Source organism: Sphingomonas sp., from assembly GCF_017304635.1.
Lineage (GTDB): Bacteria > Pseudomonadota > Alphaproteobacteria > Sphingomonadales > Sphingomonadaceae > Sphingomonas.
Map to the genome: position 1 here is coordinate 244,238 of NZ_JAFKMA010000005.1, position 16,552 is coordinate 260,789.

Here is a 16,552-nt window from a genome sequence, read left to right on the forward strand (position 1 = left end):
TTCGCAGGAATACGGTTCTATCGACGATCGAGCGATCCAACAGCCTCAGCCCGCGCCCTGCGTCGGCGTGTTGACGCCCATCGATTGCAGGTAGCGCTTCACGTTGCGCGCGGCCTGGCGCAGGCGCTGTTCGTTCTCGACCAAAGCGATCCGCACGAAGCCCTCGCCATTCTCGCCATACCCCACACCCGGCGCGACCGCGACCTTGGCCTGGGTCAGCAATTGCTTGGAGAACTCTAGGCTGCCGAGATGGGCGAGCGCCGGGGGTAGCGGGGCCCAGGCGAACATGCTCGCGCGCGGCGCCGGAATGTCCCAGCCGGCGCGGCCGAAGCTTTCGACCAGCACGTCGCGGCGCTTGTGATAGAGCAGGCGGTTCGCCTCGACGATGTCCTGCGGGCCGTTCAAGGCGGCGCACGCCGCCGCCTGGATCGGGGTGAACGCGCCGTAATCGAGGTACGACTTCACCCGCGTCATCGCCGCGATCAATCCGGCGTTGCCGACCGCGAAGCCGATCCGCCACCCCGCCATCGAATAGGTCTTGGACAGCGAGGTGAATTCGACCGCAACGTCCTTCGCGCCCGGCACTTGCAGGATCGAGACGGTCGGCTTGCCGTCGTAATAGAGCTCCGAATACGCCAGGTCGCTCAGCACCCACACATTGTTCTCGCGCGCCCAGGCGACGAGGCGTTCGTAGAAAGCGAGGTCGACCGTCTCCGCGGTCGGGTTCGACGGATAATTGACCACGAGCACGCTCGGCCGCGGCACGGTGAAGGCGATCGCGCGTTCGAGGCTCTCGAAATAGGCTTCGTCGGGCGTGGTCGGCACCGCGCGGATCGTCGCACCGGCGATGATGAAGCCGAACGTGTGGATCGGGTAGCTCGGGTTGGGCGCCAGCACGACGTCGCCCGGCGCGGTGATCGCGGTGGCGAGGCTGGCCAACCCCTCCTTCGATCCCATCGTCACTACCACCTCGCGCTCGGGATCGAGCTCGACCCCGAAGCGGCGGGCGTAATAATTGGCCTGCGCGCGGCGGAGGCCCGGAATGCCCTTCGACTGCGAATAGCCGTGCGCGTCGGGCTTCTGCGCGACCTCGACCAGTTTCTCGATGACGTGCGGCGGCGGCGGCAGATCGGGGTTGCCCATGCCCAGGTCGATAATGTCCTCGCCGCCCGCGCGCGCTGCCGCGCGCATGCCGTTGACTTCGGCGATGACGTAGGGCGGCAGCCGCTTGATGCGGTAAAATTCCTCGGACATGGCGGCGCTTTGCACTGCGGCGTGCGTTTGCGAAAGTGCAAATGGCACCGGGCGAAACTATCGTGCGCCGGTTCGCCGCCGACGTGCAAATGTCACGCGGATCGATTAGGAGTTGGACGATGCGCGACGATCCCACCCCACCCGACAGCGATGCAACGCCGGCCAATGGCGTGCGCGCGGTGCTCGACGCCTGGGGCCAGGTGCTGGCCCCGGTCGCCGCCGCCGGGCGCGAGCATGTCGACCCGAAGGACCGCCGCTTCGCCGGGCCGGAATGGGAGCACCCCGTCTTCGACCTGATGCGCCAGGGCTACACGATGATGGCGGAGGCGATGATGGCCTCGGTCGACCAGGCGCCGGGGCTCGACGAGGAACAGCGCGGCCGCGCGCGCTTCGCGATGCGGACCTTGGTCGAGGCGATGAGCCCGGCCAACTCGCCCTTCACCAACCCGCGGGCGCTCAATCGCGCGCTCGACACCGGCGGCGCGAGCCTGGCCGAGGGGTTCGCCAAGTTGCTCGCCGACTTCAAGCGCGGCCAGCTGAGCCATACCGACCCGAACGCCTACGAAGTCGGCCACAACATCGCGACGACGCCGGGCAAGGTCATCCACGAAACGCCGCTCTACCAGTTGATCCACTACACGCCGACCACCGACAGCGTCGCGGCGATCCCGCTCGTCATCTTCCCGCCCTGGATCAACCGCTTCTACATCCTCGACCTGTCCCCGGAGAAGAGCTTCATCCGCTGGGCGGTCGAGCAGGGCCTGAGCGTCTTCATGGTCAGCTGGAAATCGGCCGACGCCAGCATGAAGGACGTGGTGTGGGACGATTACATCGCCGCGCAGATCGACGCGATCGACACGATCCGCGACGCGCTCGACGTGAAGGCGGTGCACACGATCGGCTATTGCGTGGCGGGCACGACGCTGGCCGCGACGCTGGCGGTGCTGGCCGCGAAACAGCAAGCCGACAAGGTTGCCAGCGCCACCTTTTTCACCGCGCAGGTCGATTTCTCCGAAGCGGGCGAGCTGCTCAATTTCATCGACGACGCGTATCTGCAACTGATCGAGAGCGTCTCGGGCGAGGGGTTCCTCGACGGGCGCTACCTTGCCGCCACCTTCAACCTGCTGCGCGGCAAGGACCTGATCTGGTCGCCGGTGGTCAACCATTACCTGATGGGCGACAAGCATCCGTCGTTCGACCTGCTCCACTGGAACGGCGACGTGACCAACCTGCCGGCCAAATGGCACAAGGCGTATCTGACCGACCTCTATCGCGACAACAAGCTGGCGACCCCGGGCGGCGTGAGTGCGCTGGGCGTCGGTATCGACCTGAGCGCGGTCGAGACGCCGTCCTACATCCAGGCGGGGCGCGAGGATCACATCGCGCCGGCGGCCAGCGTGTGGAAGGTCACGCACCATTTCACCGGCCCGCTCAAGTTCGTGCTGGCGGGGTCTGGGCATATCGCCGGGGTGGTCAATCCGCCGAGCGCTGGGAAATACCAGTATTGGACCGGCGACAGCAGCGCGCCGTCGCTCGCCGAGTTCGTCGCCGGGGCGGAGGAGCACAAGGGCAGCTGGTGGCCGGACTGGATCGAATGGATCCGCGGGTTCGGCGGCAAGGACGTTCCCGCCACGCACGCACGCGTGCCCGGCGAGGGCAAGCTGGCAGCGATCGAGGATGCGCCGGGACGGTACGTCAGGACGCGCTAGTTTGCGCGCCTCTCGGCGCGATAGTAGTACCGGCCCACTCCCCCACCCGACCTCCCAAATATCATACCTTATGGGCGGTCGGGTGGGGGAGTGGGTCGGCACCGCGACCAACAAATGACGCTTATGTTGCACTGCACAAAAACCGCTTGACTATCGTTGCCGGCTGCCTATTTTGTGCAGTGCAGCAATGACGCTGCGGAGAACGTGCATGTCGACCAAGGCTCCCGTCTCGAAGGCTCCGGCGCGCAAGCCCGCGGCCAAGCAGCCGGCGAACGTCGCCAAGCCCGCGGCAAAGCCGGAACCGGCCAAGCCTGCTCCCGCCGTCGTCGCCCAAGCGCCTGCCGCAGAGCAGCCGGTGTGGCCGGTCATCGAGACCCCCGCCGTGGAACACGTCGTTACCGCCGTTGCCGAAACCGTATCCGCCGTGGCCGCCGACGCGGCCCCGGCGCTCAACAAGGAAGTGACCACCATGACCGACACGATCAAGGACGCCGCGAAGACCGCCACCGCCAAGGGTGAGGCCGTGTTCGCCGACATGAACTCGCGCGCCAAGGCCGCGATGGAGAAGAGCTCGCAGGCGTTCGCCGAGCTGAACGACTTCAACAAGGGCAACCTCGAAGCGCTCGTTGAGTCGGGCAAGATCGCCGCGAACGGCCTGCAGACGCTGGGCCAGGACTATGCCGAATATGCGCGTGCGCAGTTCGAGGGCGTCACCGCCACGATGAAGAACTTCGCCGGCGTCAAGTCGCCGACCGAGTTCCTGAAGCTGCACACCGATTTCATGAAGGGTCAGTTCGACTCGTTCGTCGCGGAAAGCTCGAAGAACACCGAGGCGCTCATCAAGCTGGCCGGCGACGTCGCCAAGCCGATCTCGAACCGCGTCGCGGTTGCCGCCGAGAAGCTGAAGGTCGCCGCGTAAGCGATCCCTTCCGCCCTTGCGGGCAGGATAACGAAAGCGGCCGCCGGGCAACCGGCGGCCGCTTTTTCGTGGGCGCAAGATAGGACGCATTGCCGCTAGTGTTATACTAACATAATACGGCTTGACGCCGCTGAACTTTCGACTACAGGCGTAATCGAATAAGATTACAGACGTAGTCAGTTGGGAGTTCGGGCGTGATGGTTGGTTTTCCGGGTCGTGCGGCTTATCGCGCTGCGCTCCTCGCCGCGGTGAGCGTCGTGCCCGTCGCGGCATCGGCACAGACCGCGCCGGCGCCCGGTACGACCACCACCGACCCCGCCGTCGTGCCCGCGCCGCAGCCGCTGTCGACCGCAGGGGCCAAGCGCGTCTATCTGCCCGTCGACTTCGCGCGGTTCGCGCCAAACACCGCGTACGACATGCTCCAGCAGGTGCCGGGTTTCACCATCCGCGTCGCCGATCAGGAACGCGGGCTGGGGCAGGCGTCGGAGAACGTCCTCATCAACGGCGAGCGCATCGCCAACAAATCGGGCGGCGCGGTCGACGAGTTGCAGAAGGTTCCGGCCGGCAACGTCGTCCGGATCGAGATCGTCGATGCCGCCGGGCTCGGCATCGCCGGGCTGGTCGGGCAGGTCGCCAATGTGATCGTCAAGGCGAGCGGCGGCAGCGGGCGGTTCGAATGGGATCCCGATTTCCGCGCGCACTATGCCCGGCCCCGGCTGTTCGCCGGATCGATCAGCTATTCGGGCAAGACGGGCAAGGACGGTTGGCTCGACTACACGCTGTCGCTCGAGGATTCGACCGGGCGTGGCGGGTTCGGCGGGCCGGTGCTCATCACCGATGCGACCGGCGCGCTGATCGAGCGGCGCGAGCAGGTCTATCATGGCGAATCCGATATGGTGACGGCGAAGGCCAAGCTGGCGTTTCGCGGGCCGGGTTCGGCCAAGGGCAATCTGACGCTGGCGATCACGCCTTATTGGCAACCCGTCTACAATGCCGACCGCCGCATCCGCGCGGACGGCGACGATCGCAGCCGGCTGCTCCGCGTCGGCCTGTCGGGGCAATATTACGACATCAGCGGCGATTATGACTTCCAGCTCGGCGGCGGCCGGCTCAAGCTGATCGGGCTGCGGCACTTCGACCACGAGCCGATGACGACGACGCAGACGATGACCTATGACAGCGGCGCGCCCGACACCGGCACGCGGTTCGGCCGCAACTCGAACATCGGCGAGACCGTGGGCCGCGCCGAATATACGTGGAAGGGCGGTAAGAACACCTGGCAGCTATCGTTCGAACGCGCGTACAATTCGCTCGACCAACGCGGCACCCTGTTTAACCTGTCGCCCGGCCGCAGCTTCGACCCGATCGATTTCCCCGGCGGGTCGGGCAAGGTCACCGAGACGCGCTACGAAGGGACCGCGACCTGGACACGGCCGTTCGGGCCGAAGATCGATTTCCAGCTAGTGGTGGGCGCCGAGCAGAGCACGCTGACGCGCGTCGACGGCAACCTCGCGCCGCGCCGCTTCTTCCGGCCGAAGGGCAGCGTGTCGCTCGGCTGGCGGCCGTCGCCGGGGTGGGACGCCAATCTGAAGCTGCGTCGCCGCGTCGGCCAGATCGACTTCTACGACTTCCTGTCGCAACCCAATCTCAGCCAGGATCGCCAGAGCGACGGCAACCCCGACCTCGTCCCGCCGCAGAGCTGGGAGCTGGAGGGCGAAGTCGGGCGCGAGCTCGGACGGTGGGGCAAGACGCGGCTGCGCGGTTTCTATCATCGCATCGAGGATATCGTCGACCTGATCCCGATCGGCGTCGACGGACAGGGGGTCGGCAATCTGCCGCTTGCGACGCGGCTCGGCATCCAGAGCACGAGCACGATCCAGTTCGATCCGATGGGCTGGCGCGGCGCGAAGATCGACGCGACCTTCGCCATCGAGCGCACGCGGGTGAAGGACCCGCTGACCGGCGAACAGCGCTCGATCAGCGGCAATCACGACGCCTCGATCGACATCGCCTTCCGCCAGGACGTGCCGCACAGCCGGTTCGCCTATGGCGCCGAGGCGCAGTACGACCATTTCAACCGCACCTATTACCCGACCGAAGTCCTGCGCAGCTGGGAGGGGCCGTGGTATTTCAGCATGTTCGTCGAGCGGAAGAACCTGATGGGGCTGACGGTGCGCGCCAGCGTGTTCAACCCGCTAAACGGGCGGCACTATCTCGATCGCTACGTCTATGACGGCCGTCGCACGACCAGCCCGCTGCTGTTCCGCGAATATCACGACCAGCTGGTCGGGCCGATCTTCCAGTTTTCGGTCAAGGGGACGTTCTGAGCCTCATCCCGGATAGGGCTCGCGCTGGAGCAGGCCGGCGAGGTGCGCGGCGTTGGCGGCGACCATCGTCGCCGTCTTGGCCACCTTGTCGGGCGTTTCCTTCAGATCCTTGAAATCGGTCGAGCCCATCGCCTCGCCGACCCAATAGCAGGCGGCGACCGACGGGATCGTCCAGCCGACGTCGTTCAGCGACTGGAACAGCTGCGCCGACACGAAATGCGCCCCGTCCTCGTTGCCGACGATCGCGGCGACCGCGACCTTCGAATAGCTCGGCATGCGGCCGGCATCGTCGGTTTCGTCGAGAAAGGCGTCCATCCGCTCCAGCACGCGTTTCGCGACGCTACCCGCCTGGCCCATCCAGATCGGCGTGCCGAGGATCAAGATGTCGGCGGCAAGGATCCGCTCGCGCAGTTTCGGCCAGTCGTCGCCGTCGCCCTCGTCCGAGGTGACGCCGGGCAGCACATTGTGATCGGCGACGCGGATGGTCGGCGCGATCGTCACGCCCTTCGCTTCGAACTCCTTGGCCAGCACCGCGATCATGCGGTCGGTCGAACTTTCCTCCCCGCCGCTGCGCTTGAGGGTGCAATTGATCGGCTGGGCGATGAGGGGCATGGCGAGTCCTTCGAAGTGTGCCGCGACCAGACGCGCGAGGACTCCACGGCGTTCCGCTCGAAACGGCGGCGCAACGGCGCGAAAAGCGCGGGGGGCGTTGCGCTTGCCCCTTGCCCTCGATGGCGGCGATGCCATATTTTCGGCCTGCGATGATCGATTATCCCCCCACCATGGCCGGCGATCCCGGCCGCGGCGACGACCGCGACACCGACGGCACCGGCGTCGGGATCGCGACGCGGACCCGCGCCAAGACGAAGCAGCCGACGCCGTACCGCGTGCTGATGCTCAACGACGATTATACGCCGATGGAATTCGTCGTGCTGTGCCTGCAGCAATTCTTCCGCATGTCGGTCGAGGAAGCGACGCGCGTGATGTTCCACGTCCACCAGAAGGGCGTCGGCGTGTGCGGCGTGTTCAGCTACGAAGTCGCCGAAACCAAGGTCAGCCAGGTGATGGACTTCGCCCGCCAGAACCAGCACCCGCTGCAATGCACGCTGGAGAAGGCGTAGCCGCGACACGACTAGCGCACGCTGTTCGCTGACGGCGGCACGCCCGGCCGGCGGTCGGTTTGGCCGGCCGTCCGACGCCCCGCGAATTTACTTCGCGGGCCGGGCACCCAGCTGATTTCGCGGTAGCGTATCCGTCGATGCTTCGTCACCCCGGCCCTGTGCCGGGGTCCACCGGGCGGCTCTCCTAAACGCTAGAGGGTCGAACGATGCGCACGCGGCTTGGTGGACCCCGGCACGGGGCCGGGGTGACGGCTTTATGGAAGTGCCGGGTGAGCCGATCGGTCCTGGTAAGACTCGTTCGACGTCGACGCCGTCCTTCCAAAATTTACGTTAACCATCAACTGCTTCACCGCGGGACGGCGTTCAGATCGGTCGCGATTTGGTGAGGTTTTTGCGCTAGGCGCGGCTCGCGCCGGATGGACCGGCGGGAGTCGCGGCAAGCGTGATCGAGTGGCGGGCAGGAGCGGTGAAGCGGGGGCGGGCGATGCTGATCGCGCTGCTGGCGCTGCCCGTGCTCGCGGTGTCGGCGAAGGCGGCCGTGGTCGCCTATTACGCGCCGCCGCCGGTCGCCGCGCACCCGCCGCTGCCGCCGATCGGCTATGAGAGCGAGGATCATTTCCCCGGCGCGGCGTTGCTCTACGTCGCGGAGGACCATGCCGCGCCGTCCGCCGGGACGACCGGCACAATCGACATCGCGAAACTGGCGATCCCGGCCAACGCGATGCTGATCCCCGACCTCGGCGCAACGGTGCGGCCGGCCACGCCCTTCTCGATGGCCGGCGCCAGCGCGCAGGATCGCGGGCGCGCGCTCGATTGCCTGGCGACCGCGGTCTATTACGAAGCGGCGTCGGAAAGCGACGATGGCGAGCGCGCGGTGGCGCAGGTCATCCTCAATCGCGTGCGGCATCCGGCGTTTCCCGCGACCGTCTGCGGCGTCGTTTATCAGGGGTCGGAACGGACCACCGGGTGCCAGTTCAGCTATGCCTGCGACGGCGCGATGGCGCGGCCGCGATCGGCGCTCGGCATGGCGCGCGCGACGCGGATCGCGGCGGCGGCGCTCAACGGTTACGTGATGGGCGCGGTCGGGCTGGCGACGCACTACCATACCTACGCGGTCACCCCGGCGTGGAACCGCGCGCTGGTGATGACCGACGCGATCGGCGCGCATTTCTTCCATCGGTGGAAGGGATATTGGGGGACGGCGGCGGCGTTCAGCAACGCGCGTTATCACGGCGGCGAGCCGGTGCCGGGGCCGTATCGCGCGCTCGATCCGGTGGTGATGCCGGTGCCGGTGGCGGCGATCGCCACGATGCCCGAGCCGGCGCATGCCCCGCTGGCATCGGCGTCGACCACCGACCTGACGACGATCCAGCCCGCCTATCGCAACGCCAGCGTCGCGATCGTCGCGCCGCCCGCGCGCACCACCGGCACCGACGAGTCGCAGGTGCTCGATCGCTGGAAGGATTCGGGCAAGCCGCTGCGTTGATTTGCTGGTGGCGAAGACGAATCAAACCGGCGCTGCACCACCCCGGCGAAGGCCGGGGCCCAGTTGGGAAAGCCCCGGCAACGGCGCACAACGCTTATCAGACTCGTCCCCAACCTGAGCCCCGACTTCGCCGGGGTGGAGGGTGAGCGAGGATTTAGATAAATCGCGCTCGCGTTGGGACGGGGAGCCTCTGCCTATTTCCCCAGATACTTCGCCCACCATGCGAACACGCGTTTCTTCAGGTCGGCGAGATGCTCCGGCTGGCGGATGCCATGGCCTTCGTCGGGGTAGATCATCAGCGTCGTCGGCACGCCCATTTCCTTCAGCGCATGCCAATATTCGATCGACTGGGTCGGCGGCACTTCGATGTCGCGTTCGCCGACATAGATGAAGGTCGGGGTCCGCGCCTTCTTGATATAGGTGATCGCCGACACCTTCTGGTACGCCTCGGGATCGTCATAGGCCGACTTGCCGAAGAACGGGATCATCCACCGATCGATGCCGTTGGTGCCGTAATAGCTGATCCAGTTGGACAGGCCGGCACCCGCCACGATCGCCTTGAAGCGATTGGTCTGGGTGTTCGCCCACATCGCCATGAACCCGCCATAGCTGCCCCCGGTCAGGCCGAGCCGAGCGTCGTCGATCGACGCGACCTTCTCGACCGCGTCGACCCCGGCCAGGATGTCGCGCAGGTCGCCGCCGCCGAAGTCGCGGCGATTGGCCTGGGTGAACGCCTCGCCCTGGCCGTAGCTGCCGCGCGGATTGGGGTAGAAGACGTAATAGCCGTTGGCGATATACTCCGCGTCGGGCGACCCGGCCGAGATGAAGCGCGGGGTCGAGGCGGCGGACGGTCCGCCATGGACGTTGACGATCATCGGCGCCTTGGCGGTGGGCGGGGTGCGCGGGCCGATCAGCCAACCCTGCACGTCGTAGCCGTCGTTGCGCCAGGTGATGCTGGTCGCCTTCACGACCGGTGCCTGGCCGTCATTGTCCGCCGTGATCTTGCGCATGTCGCCGCGCGCGCCGGCATAGATGGCGGGCGCATGCTCGAAATCCTGCACGATCGTCGCCGCGACCTGGCCGTTGGCGCTGTAGGCGACGCGGCCGTCACCGGCGGCGAAGCTGGCGGGCTGCGTCCACAGCACCTGGGTCGGCCGTCCGGGGACGAGTGCGGCGACTTGCGCATCGGCGCCCATCAGCCGCGTGTCGCGCAACCCCCCGCCGGTCCAGTCGAGCGACGTGACGGTCGCCTTTTCCCCCTTGGTAATGTTGACCGGATCGCCGCCGGTGATCGCGACTGTCCAGACGTCGCCACCGACCGAGCCGAAATCGCTCATCAGCCCGCCGATGAACGCGACGCTGCGCCCGTCAGGCGACACGCGCGGATAGTTGATCTGGGTCTTCGGCCGCGCGATCGTGCGGACGGTGCCGGTCGTCGCGTCGATCGCGTCGAGCGTCGCCACCCACCAATTGTTGTCGCCGTTGCCCAGCGCGCTGCTGGCGACGAACCCGCGGCCATCGGGCGTCCAGTCATATTCGTAGATGTAGCGATCGGCCGGGGAGAGCGGGGTCACCTCGCTGACGGGCTTGGTCGCGGCCAGGTCGAACACCGCGATCCGCTGCTCGTCGCTCTTCTCGCCGATCTCGCCGACTTGGCGCACGCCGGGCTGCGTCGCGCCCGATTCCTTGGCCGCGCCGATCGTGACGAGCAGCGCGATCCGCTTGCCGTCGGGGGAAAAGCGCGGCGCCTGCGCGATGCCCTTGATCGCGGCGATCGTCCGCGTCGACTTGCCGTCCCCGGTGACCAGCGCCACCGTCCCTGCGTTGCGATCGCGTTGCAGCCAAGCGAGCGACCCGCCCGGCCCGAAGGTCAGCCCCGAATAGCTACACGCGCTGCACGGATCGATCGTCGTCAGGATGCGGCCGTCGCGGACCGACCGGATCACGATCTTGCCGCGCGCATAGCCCTCGCTCTCGACATCGGCGATGCGGTCGCCGGCGGGCGACAGCGTCAGGCTGCCATAGGAATGGAGCGGCGCCGCGATCGCCGGCACGGCGGTGGCGATCAACAAGGCGGCGGCAAGGGTCAGGCGCATCGGGCACTCCGGGGGAAAAAGCGAGGATGCGTATCGCTAGCCCGCTTCGCAGGTCGTTGAAAAGCGGGGGCGGTTGCGTTCGTCCGAGAAACGTCCAACAAGCGGCGCCATGTCATCGACCCTGCAAGAACTCGCCCGCCGCCGCGATGCCGCCCGCCTGGGCGGCGGCGAAAAGCGCATCGCCGCGCAACACGCCAAGGGCAAGCTGACCGCGCGCGAGCGGCTCGACGTCCTGCTCGACGAGGGCAGCTTCGAGGAGCTCGATATGTTCGTCGAGCATAATTGCGTCGATTTCGGGATGCAGGAGACGATCATCCCCGGCGACGGCGTCGTGACCGGCACGGGCACGATCAACGGCCGGCTGGTGTGCGTGTTCAGCCAGGATTTCACCGTGTTCGGCGGCTCGCTGTCGGAACGGCATGCGCAAAAGATCTGCAAGATCATGGATCTGGCGCTTAAGATCGGCGCGCCGGTGATCGGCCTCAACGATTCGGGCGGCGCGCGCATCCAGGAGGGCGTGGCGTCGCTGGGCGGCTATGCCGAAGTGTTCCAGCGCAACGTGCTGGCGTCGGGCGTGGTGCCGCAGCTGTCGCTCATCATGGGTCCGTGCGCGGGCGGCGCGGTCTATTCGCCGGCGATGACCGACTTCATCTTCATGGTGAAGGATTCGAGCTACATGTTCGTCACCGGCCCCGATGTGGTGAAGACAGTGACCAACGAGGTGGTGACGCAGGAGGCGCTGGGTGGGGCGGTCACGCACACGACCAAGACCTCGGTCGCCGACAACGCCTTCGACGACGATATCGCGGCGTTGCTGGCGGCGCGCGATTTCGTCGATTTCCTGCCCGCGTCGAACCGCGAGGCGGTGCCGGAGCGCCCGACCGCCGACCCGTGGGACCGCATCGAGGACAGTCTCGACACGCTGATCCCGGCCAGCGCCAACCAGCCGTACGACATGCACGAGTTGATCCGCAAAACCGTCGATGAAGGCGATTTCTTCGAGATCCAGCCGAGCCATGCCGCCAACATCATCTGCGGATTCGGGCGGATCGAGGGGCGGACGGTCGGCGTCGTCGCCAATCAGCCGATGGTGCTGGCCGGCGTGCTCGACATCAACTCGTCGAAGAAGGCGGCGCGCTTCGTCCGCTTCTGCGATGCGTTCGAGATTCCGATCGTGACCTTCGTCGACGTGCCCGGCTTCCTCCCCGGCACAGCGCAGGAGCATAACGGCATCATCAAGCACGGCGCGAAACTGCTGTTCGCCTATGCCGAGGCGACCGTGCCCAAGATCACCGTCATCACGCGCAAGGCCTATGGCGGCGCCTACGACGTGATGGCGTCGAAGCACCTGCGCGGCGATCTGAATTACGCCTGGCCGACCGCGGAGATCGCCGTGATGGGCGCGAAGGGCGCGGTGGAGATCATCTTCCGCGGACGGACGCCGGAGGAGATCGCCGAGCGCACCGCGGAATACGAGGCGCGCTTCGCCAACCCGTTCGTGGCGGCGTCGAAGGGCTTCATCGACGAAGTGATCCAGCCGCACTCGACCCGCCGGCGGATCGCGCTGGGGCTACGGAAATTGCGGGGGAAGCAGCTCGAGAATCCGTGGAAGAAGCATGACAACATTCCGCTCTAGTCCCCGTCATTGCGAGCGCAGCGAAGCAATCCAGGGTTCCGCGCGACACCCTGGATTGCTTCGCTGCGCTCGCAATGACGCGATAGGCTGAACGGTGTGATGCAACCTGCCGTCTACATCATGGCGAGCAAACGGAATGGAACGCTGTACACCGGCGTGACCTCGAACTTGCCGCAACGCGCCTGGCAGCATCGTGAAGGTGTGGCGGACGGATTTACCAAGCGATACGGCTGCAAGATGCTCGTGTGGTTCGAAATGGCAGATATGATGGAGGGTGCGATCGGGCGGGAGAAACAAATCAAGGCCGGATCGCGGGCGAGAAAGCTCGCGTTGATCGAGTCGCTGAATCCCGATTGGCAGGATTTGTACGAACAGGTCGCCAATGGCTGATACATTCACGCACCTCGTCATTGCGAGCGGAGCGAAGCAATCCAGCGTCCCGCGCGCAGCCCTGGATTGCTTCGCTACGCTCGCAATGACGACAGGAGAAACCGCATGATCCTCGGCCGGCTCAACCATGTCGGCGTGGCGACGCCGTCGATCGCCGAGGCGATCCCCTATTGGCGGGACGTGATGGGGGCGACCGCGATCGGCGAGCCGTTCGACGTGCCCGCGCAGGGCGTGAAGGTGTGCTTCGTCGATACCCCCAACACCCAGATCGAATTGATCGAACCGCTCGGCGATTCCCCGATCCGCGCGTTCCTCGAGAAGAATCCGGCGGGCGGGCAGCATCACCTGTGCTACGAAGTGCCCGACATCCACGCGGCGAAGGCGTGGTTCGAGGTGAAGGGCGCGCGCGTGCTCGGCGAGCCGCGGATCGGGGCGCACGGCACGCCGATCTTCTTCGTCCACCCGCGCGACATGGGTGGGGTGCTGACCGAGATCATGGAAAGTCCCCAAGAAGCCGGGAAGGGCGATCATTGATGAGTTACGAGCATATCCTGACCGAGCGCCGCGGCGATGTGCTGGTGGTGACGCTCAACCGACCGGATCGGCTGAACGCGGCGCCGCCGGCGATGTTCGCCGAGTTGCGCGATGCGATCGGCGACCTGGGCGGGGCGCGCGCGGTGCTGGTGACGGGGGCGGGGCGGGCCTTCTGTTCGGGCGCCGATGTCGGCGGCGGCGCACTCGGCAGCGAGAATCCGGGCAACGCGACTTATGCCGCGCTGACCGAGAGCTACAACCCGACGATGGCGGCGATCGCCGACCTCGGCGTGCCGGTGGTCAGCGCGGTGCGCGGGCCGGCGGCGGGGATCGGGTGCAGCCTGGCGCTCGCGGCCGATTTCTGCGTGGCGAGCGAGACGGCGTATTTCCTTCAGGCGTTCGTCAATATCGGGCTGGTGCCGGACGGCGGCGCGAGCTGGATGCTGCCCCGGCTGATCGGGCGGGCGCGGGCGACCGAGATGATGATGCTGGGCGAGCGCGTGGTCGCCGCGAAGGCGCTGGAGTGGGGCATGATCCACCGCGTCGTTGCCGACGATGCGCTCGATGCGGAGGCATTCGCGCTCGCCGAGCGGCTGGCGGCGGGGCCGACCGTCGCGCTCGGGCTGATGAAGCGCGGGCTCGGCCATGCGTTCGAGAACGGCTACGACGCCGCGATGCTGCGCGAGGCGGAGAACCAGCGCGCGGCGCGCGGCACGGCGGACTCGATGGAGGGCGGCATGGCTTTCCTGCAGAAGCGCAAGGCGGAGTTTCGCGGGCAGTGATGCGGTTGCCGTTCAACCATGACGCCTCCCCGGCGAAGGCCGGGACCCAGTCGCGAAGGTCTGCTTTGTCTCGCGCTGCGCTTTCTTACGTCCGTTCGCCCGACTGGGCCCCGGCCTTCGCCGGGGTGGAGGTTTGCATTGGCTGACAGACCTACCCTCGACGACTGGCAGACCCTCGCCGCGAAGGAAGTGAAGGGCGCCGACCTGACCTGGCACACGCCGGAGGGGATCGCGGTCAAGCCGCTCTATACCGCCGCCGACGTGAAGTCGGACCCCGGCCTGCCCGGCTTCGCGCCGTTCACGCGGGGTGTGCGCGCGTCGATGTATGCCGGGCGGCCGTGGACGATCCGCCAATATGCCGGTTTCTCCACCGCCGAAGCCTCCAACGCCTTCTACCGCCGCAACCTCGCCGCCGGGCAGAAGGGCCTCAGCGTCGCGTTCGATCTCGCCACGCACCGCGGCTATGACAGCGACCATCCGCGCGTCACGGGTGACGTCGGCAAGGCGGGCGTCGCGATCGACACGATCGACGACATGAAGATCCTGTTCGACGGCATTCCGCTCGACAAGATGAGCGTGTCGATGACGATGAACGGCGCGGTCATCCCGATCCTCGCCTTCTTCATCGTCGCCGGCGAGGAGCAGGGCGTCGATCGGTCGCAGCTCGACGGGACCATCCAGAACGACATCCTCAAGGAGTTCATGGTCCGCAACACCTATATCTACCCGCCCGAGCCGAGCATGCGGATCATCTCGGACATCTTCGCCTACACCTCGGCGCACATGCCCAAGTTCAACTCGATCTCGATCAGCGGCTACCACATGCAGGAAGCCGGGGCGACGCAGGTGCAGGAGCTCGCCTTCACCATCGCCGACGGCATGGAATATGTGAAATACGGCGTCGCGTCGGGGCTCGACATCGACAAGTTCGCCGGGCGGCTGAGCTTCTTCTTCGCGATCGGCATGAACTTCTTCATGGAGGTGGCGAAGCTGCGCGCGGCGCGGGTGCTGTGGCACCGCGTGATGACTCAGCTGGGCGCTGAGGACGAGCGCTCGAAGATGCTGCGCACGCATTGCCAGACGTCGGGCGTGAGCTTGCAGGAGCAGGACCCCTACAACAACGTCATCCGCACCACGGTCGAGGCGATGGCGGCGATGCTGGGCGGGACGCAGTCGCTTCACACCAACGCGCTCGATGAGGCGATCGCGCTGCCCACCGACTTCTCCGCCCGGATCGCGCGCAACACGCAGATCGTGCTGCAGGAGGAAACGGGGATGACCAAGGTCGTCGATCCGCTTGGCGGCTCCTACTACGTCGAGGCGCTGACGCAGGAACTGGTCGACCAGGCCTGGGCGATCATCGAGCGAGTCGAGGCCGAGGGCGGGATGGCCAAGGCGGTCGCGGCCGGCTGGCCCAAGGCGATGATCGAGGAAGCCGCCGCGGCGCGCCAGGCCCGGGTCGATCGCGGCGAGGACGTGATCGTCGGCGTCAACAAATACCGCCTCGCCGAGGAAGCCGATCTCGACATCCTCGACGTCGACAATCACGCGGTGCGCGAGGCGCAGATCGCACGGATCGCCAAGGTAAAGGCGGGCCGCGACGAAGCCGCGTGCCAAGCGGCGCTGGCGGCGCTGGAGAAGGGCGCCGAGGGCAAGGACAACCTCCTCGCGCTGGCTGTGGAATGCGCCCGAGCCCGTGCGACGCTCGGCGAAATCTCGTCGGCGATGGAGGCCGGGTTCGGCCGCTACGCGACCAAGCCCAATCCGGTGAAGGGCATTTATGGTGGCGCGTACAAGGACGATGCGCGCTGGGACAATCTGCTCGCCGGGGTCGGCTCGACCGAGCGCCGGCTGGGCCGCAAGCCGCGCATCATGGTCGCCAAGATGGGGCAGGACGGACACGATCGCGGCGCCAATCTGGTGTCGAGCATGTTCGGCGACCTCGGCTTCGAGGTGGTGCCGGGCCCGCTGTTCCAGACGCCGAAGGAAGCCGCCGCGCTGGCGCTGGAAAGCGACGTCGACGTGGTCGGCGCCTCCAGCCTCGCCGCCGGGCACAAGACGCTGATCCCCGAACTGATCGGCCATCTGCGCGATGCCGGCCGCCCCGACATCAAGGTCATCGCCGGCGGCGTGATCCCGGCGCAGGACTACGACTTCCTGCGCGAGGCGGGGGTGCAGGCGATCTTCGGCCCCGGCACCAACCTCGTGAAGGCGGCGGAGGACGTGCTCCGCCTGCTCGGCCACAACATGGCGCCCGAAAGCGATGCCGCCGAATGAGCCCCGGTCGCGTCGCCCTGT

General features: G+C 66.9%; 13 protein-coding genes and 1 tRNA gene. 10 read left to right on the forward strand and 4 right to left on the reverse strand.

All coding sequences use genetic code 11. The features are described from left to right. Positions 1-45: 45 nt before the first annotated feature. Entirely contained in the window at positions 46-1,254 is a 1,209-nt protein-coding gene (locus J0I47_RS14785) for an LL-diaminopimelate aminotransferase (RefSeq protein ID WP_294047728.1), read from the reverse strand. 119 nt (positions 1,255-1,373) lie between these two features. On the opposite strand from J0I47_RS14785, the gene J0I47_RS14790 reads away from it, so the two are divergent. The 3 genes from J0I47_RS14790 (at position 1,374) to J0I47_RS14800 (ending at position 6,209) form a co-directional block, all read left to right on the forward strand. Beyond that, positions 1,374-2,963: an alpha/beta fold hydrolase gene (locus tag J0I47_RS14790; RefSeq protein ID WP_294047729.1), complete on the forward strand. Its 1,590-nt coding sequence runs from the start codon at positions 1,374-1,376 to the stop codon at positions 2,961-2,963. Positions 2,964-3,171: 208 nt separating this feature from the next. Next, positions 3,172-3,882: a phasin family protein gene (locus tag J0I47_RS14795; RefSeq protein ID WP_294047730.1), complete on the forward strand. Its 711-nt coding sequence runs from the start codon at positions 3,172-3,174 to the stop codon at positions 3,880-3,882. A 194-nt stretch (positions 3,883-4,076) separates the two neighbouring features. After that, positions 4,077-6,209: a TonB-dependent receptor gene (locus J0I47_RS14800; RefSeq protein ID WP_294047731.1), complete on the forward strand. Its 2,133-nt coding sequence runs from the start codon at positions 4,077-4,079 to the stop codon at positions 6,207-6,209. Between the two features lie 3 nt (positions 6,210-6,212). On the opposite strand, the gene J0I47_RS14805 is transcribed toward J0I47_RS14800, so the two are convergent. Next, positions 6,213-6,821, reverse strand: a complete 609-nt coding sequence (locus J0I47_RS14805; RefSeq protein ID WP_294047732.1) for an NAD(P)H-dependent oxidoreductase — start codon at positions 6,819-6,821, stop codon at positions 6,213-6,215. A gap of 170 nt (positions 6,822-6,991) precedes the next feature. On the opposite strand from J0I47_RS14805, the gene clpS reads away from it, so the two are divergent. Then, the gene (clpS, locus tag J0I47_RS14810; RefSeq protein ID WP_294047766.1) at positions 6,992-7,330 is read left to right on the forward strand and encodes an ATP-dependent Clp protease adapter ClpS; all 339 of its coding nucleotides are present in this window, start codon (positions 6,992-6,994) and stop codon (positions 7,328-7,330) included. A 442-nt stretch (positions 7,331-7,772) separates the two neighbouring features. Further along, positions 7,773-8,816: a cell wall hydrolase gene (locus J0I47_RS14815; RefSeq protein ID WP_294047733.1), complete on the forward strand. Its 1,044-nt coding sequence runs from the start codon at positions 7,773-7,775 to the stop codon at positions 8,814-8,816. Between the two features lie 5 nt (positions 8,817-8,821). Here J0I47_RS14815 and J0I47_RS14820 read toward each other — a convergent pair. Together J0I47_RS14820 and J0I47_RS14825 are read right to left on the reverse strand one after the other, a co-directional pair. Next, a tRNA-OTHER gene (locus tag J0I47_RS14820) sits at positions 8,822-8,948 on the reverse strand. A 62-nt stretch (positions 8,949-9,010) separates the two neighbouring features. Next, a complete protein-coding gene (locus J0I47_RS14825) occupies positions 9,011-10,912 on the reverse strand; it encodes a S9 family peptidase (protein ID WP_294047734.1) in 1,902 nt (633 codons plus the stop codon). Positions 10,913-11,021: 109 nt separating this feature from the next. Between J0I47_RS14825 and J0I47_RS14830 the strand changes: the two genes are divergently transcribed. The 5 genes from J0I47_RS14830 (at position 11,022) to scpA (ending at position 16,531) form a co-directional block, all read left to right on the forward strand. Further along, positions 11,022-12,548 (forward strand): acyl-CoA carboxylase subunit beta, encoded by a 1,527-nt coding sequence (locus tag J0I47_RS14830; protein WP_294047735.1) that lies wholly within the window; start codon positions 11,022-11,024, stop codon positions 12,546-12,548. Positions 12,549-12,647: 99 nt separating this feature from the next. Further along, positions 12,648-12,938, forward strand: a complete 291-nt coding sequence (locus tag J0I47_RS14835) for a GIY-YIG nuclease family protein (protein WP_294047736.1) — start codon at positions 12,648-12,650, stop codon at positions 12,936-12,938. A 105-nt stretch (positions 12,939-13,043) separates the two neighbouring features. After that, the gene (mce, locus tag J0I47_RS14840) at positions 13,044-13,472 is read left to right on the forward strand and encodes a methylmalonyl-CoA epimerase (RefSeq protein WP_294047737.1); all 429 of its coding nucleotides are present in this window, start codon (positions 13,044-13,046) and stop codon (positions 13,470-13,472) included. Then, a complete protein-coding gene (locus J0I47_RS14845) occupies positions 13,472-14,254 on the forward strand; it encodes an enoyl-CoA hydratase-related protein (protein WP_294047738.1) in 783 nt (260 codons plus the stop codon). The genes mce and J0I47_RS14845 overlap by 1 nt, the downstream gene beginning before the upstream one ends. Positions 14,255-14,392: 138 nt before the next feature. Next, positions 14,393-16,531, forward strand: coding sequence for a methylmalonyl-CoA mutase (gene scpA, locus J0I47_RS14850; RefSeq protein WP_294047739.1), 2,139 nt, complete (start codon positions 14,393-14,395; stop codon positions 16,529-16,531). Positions 16,532-16,552 lie beyond the last annotated feature (21 nt).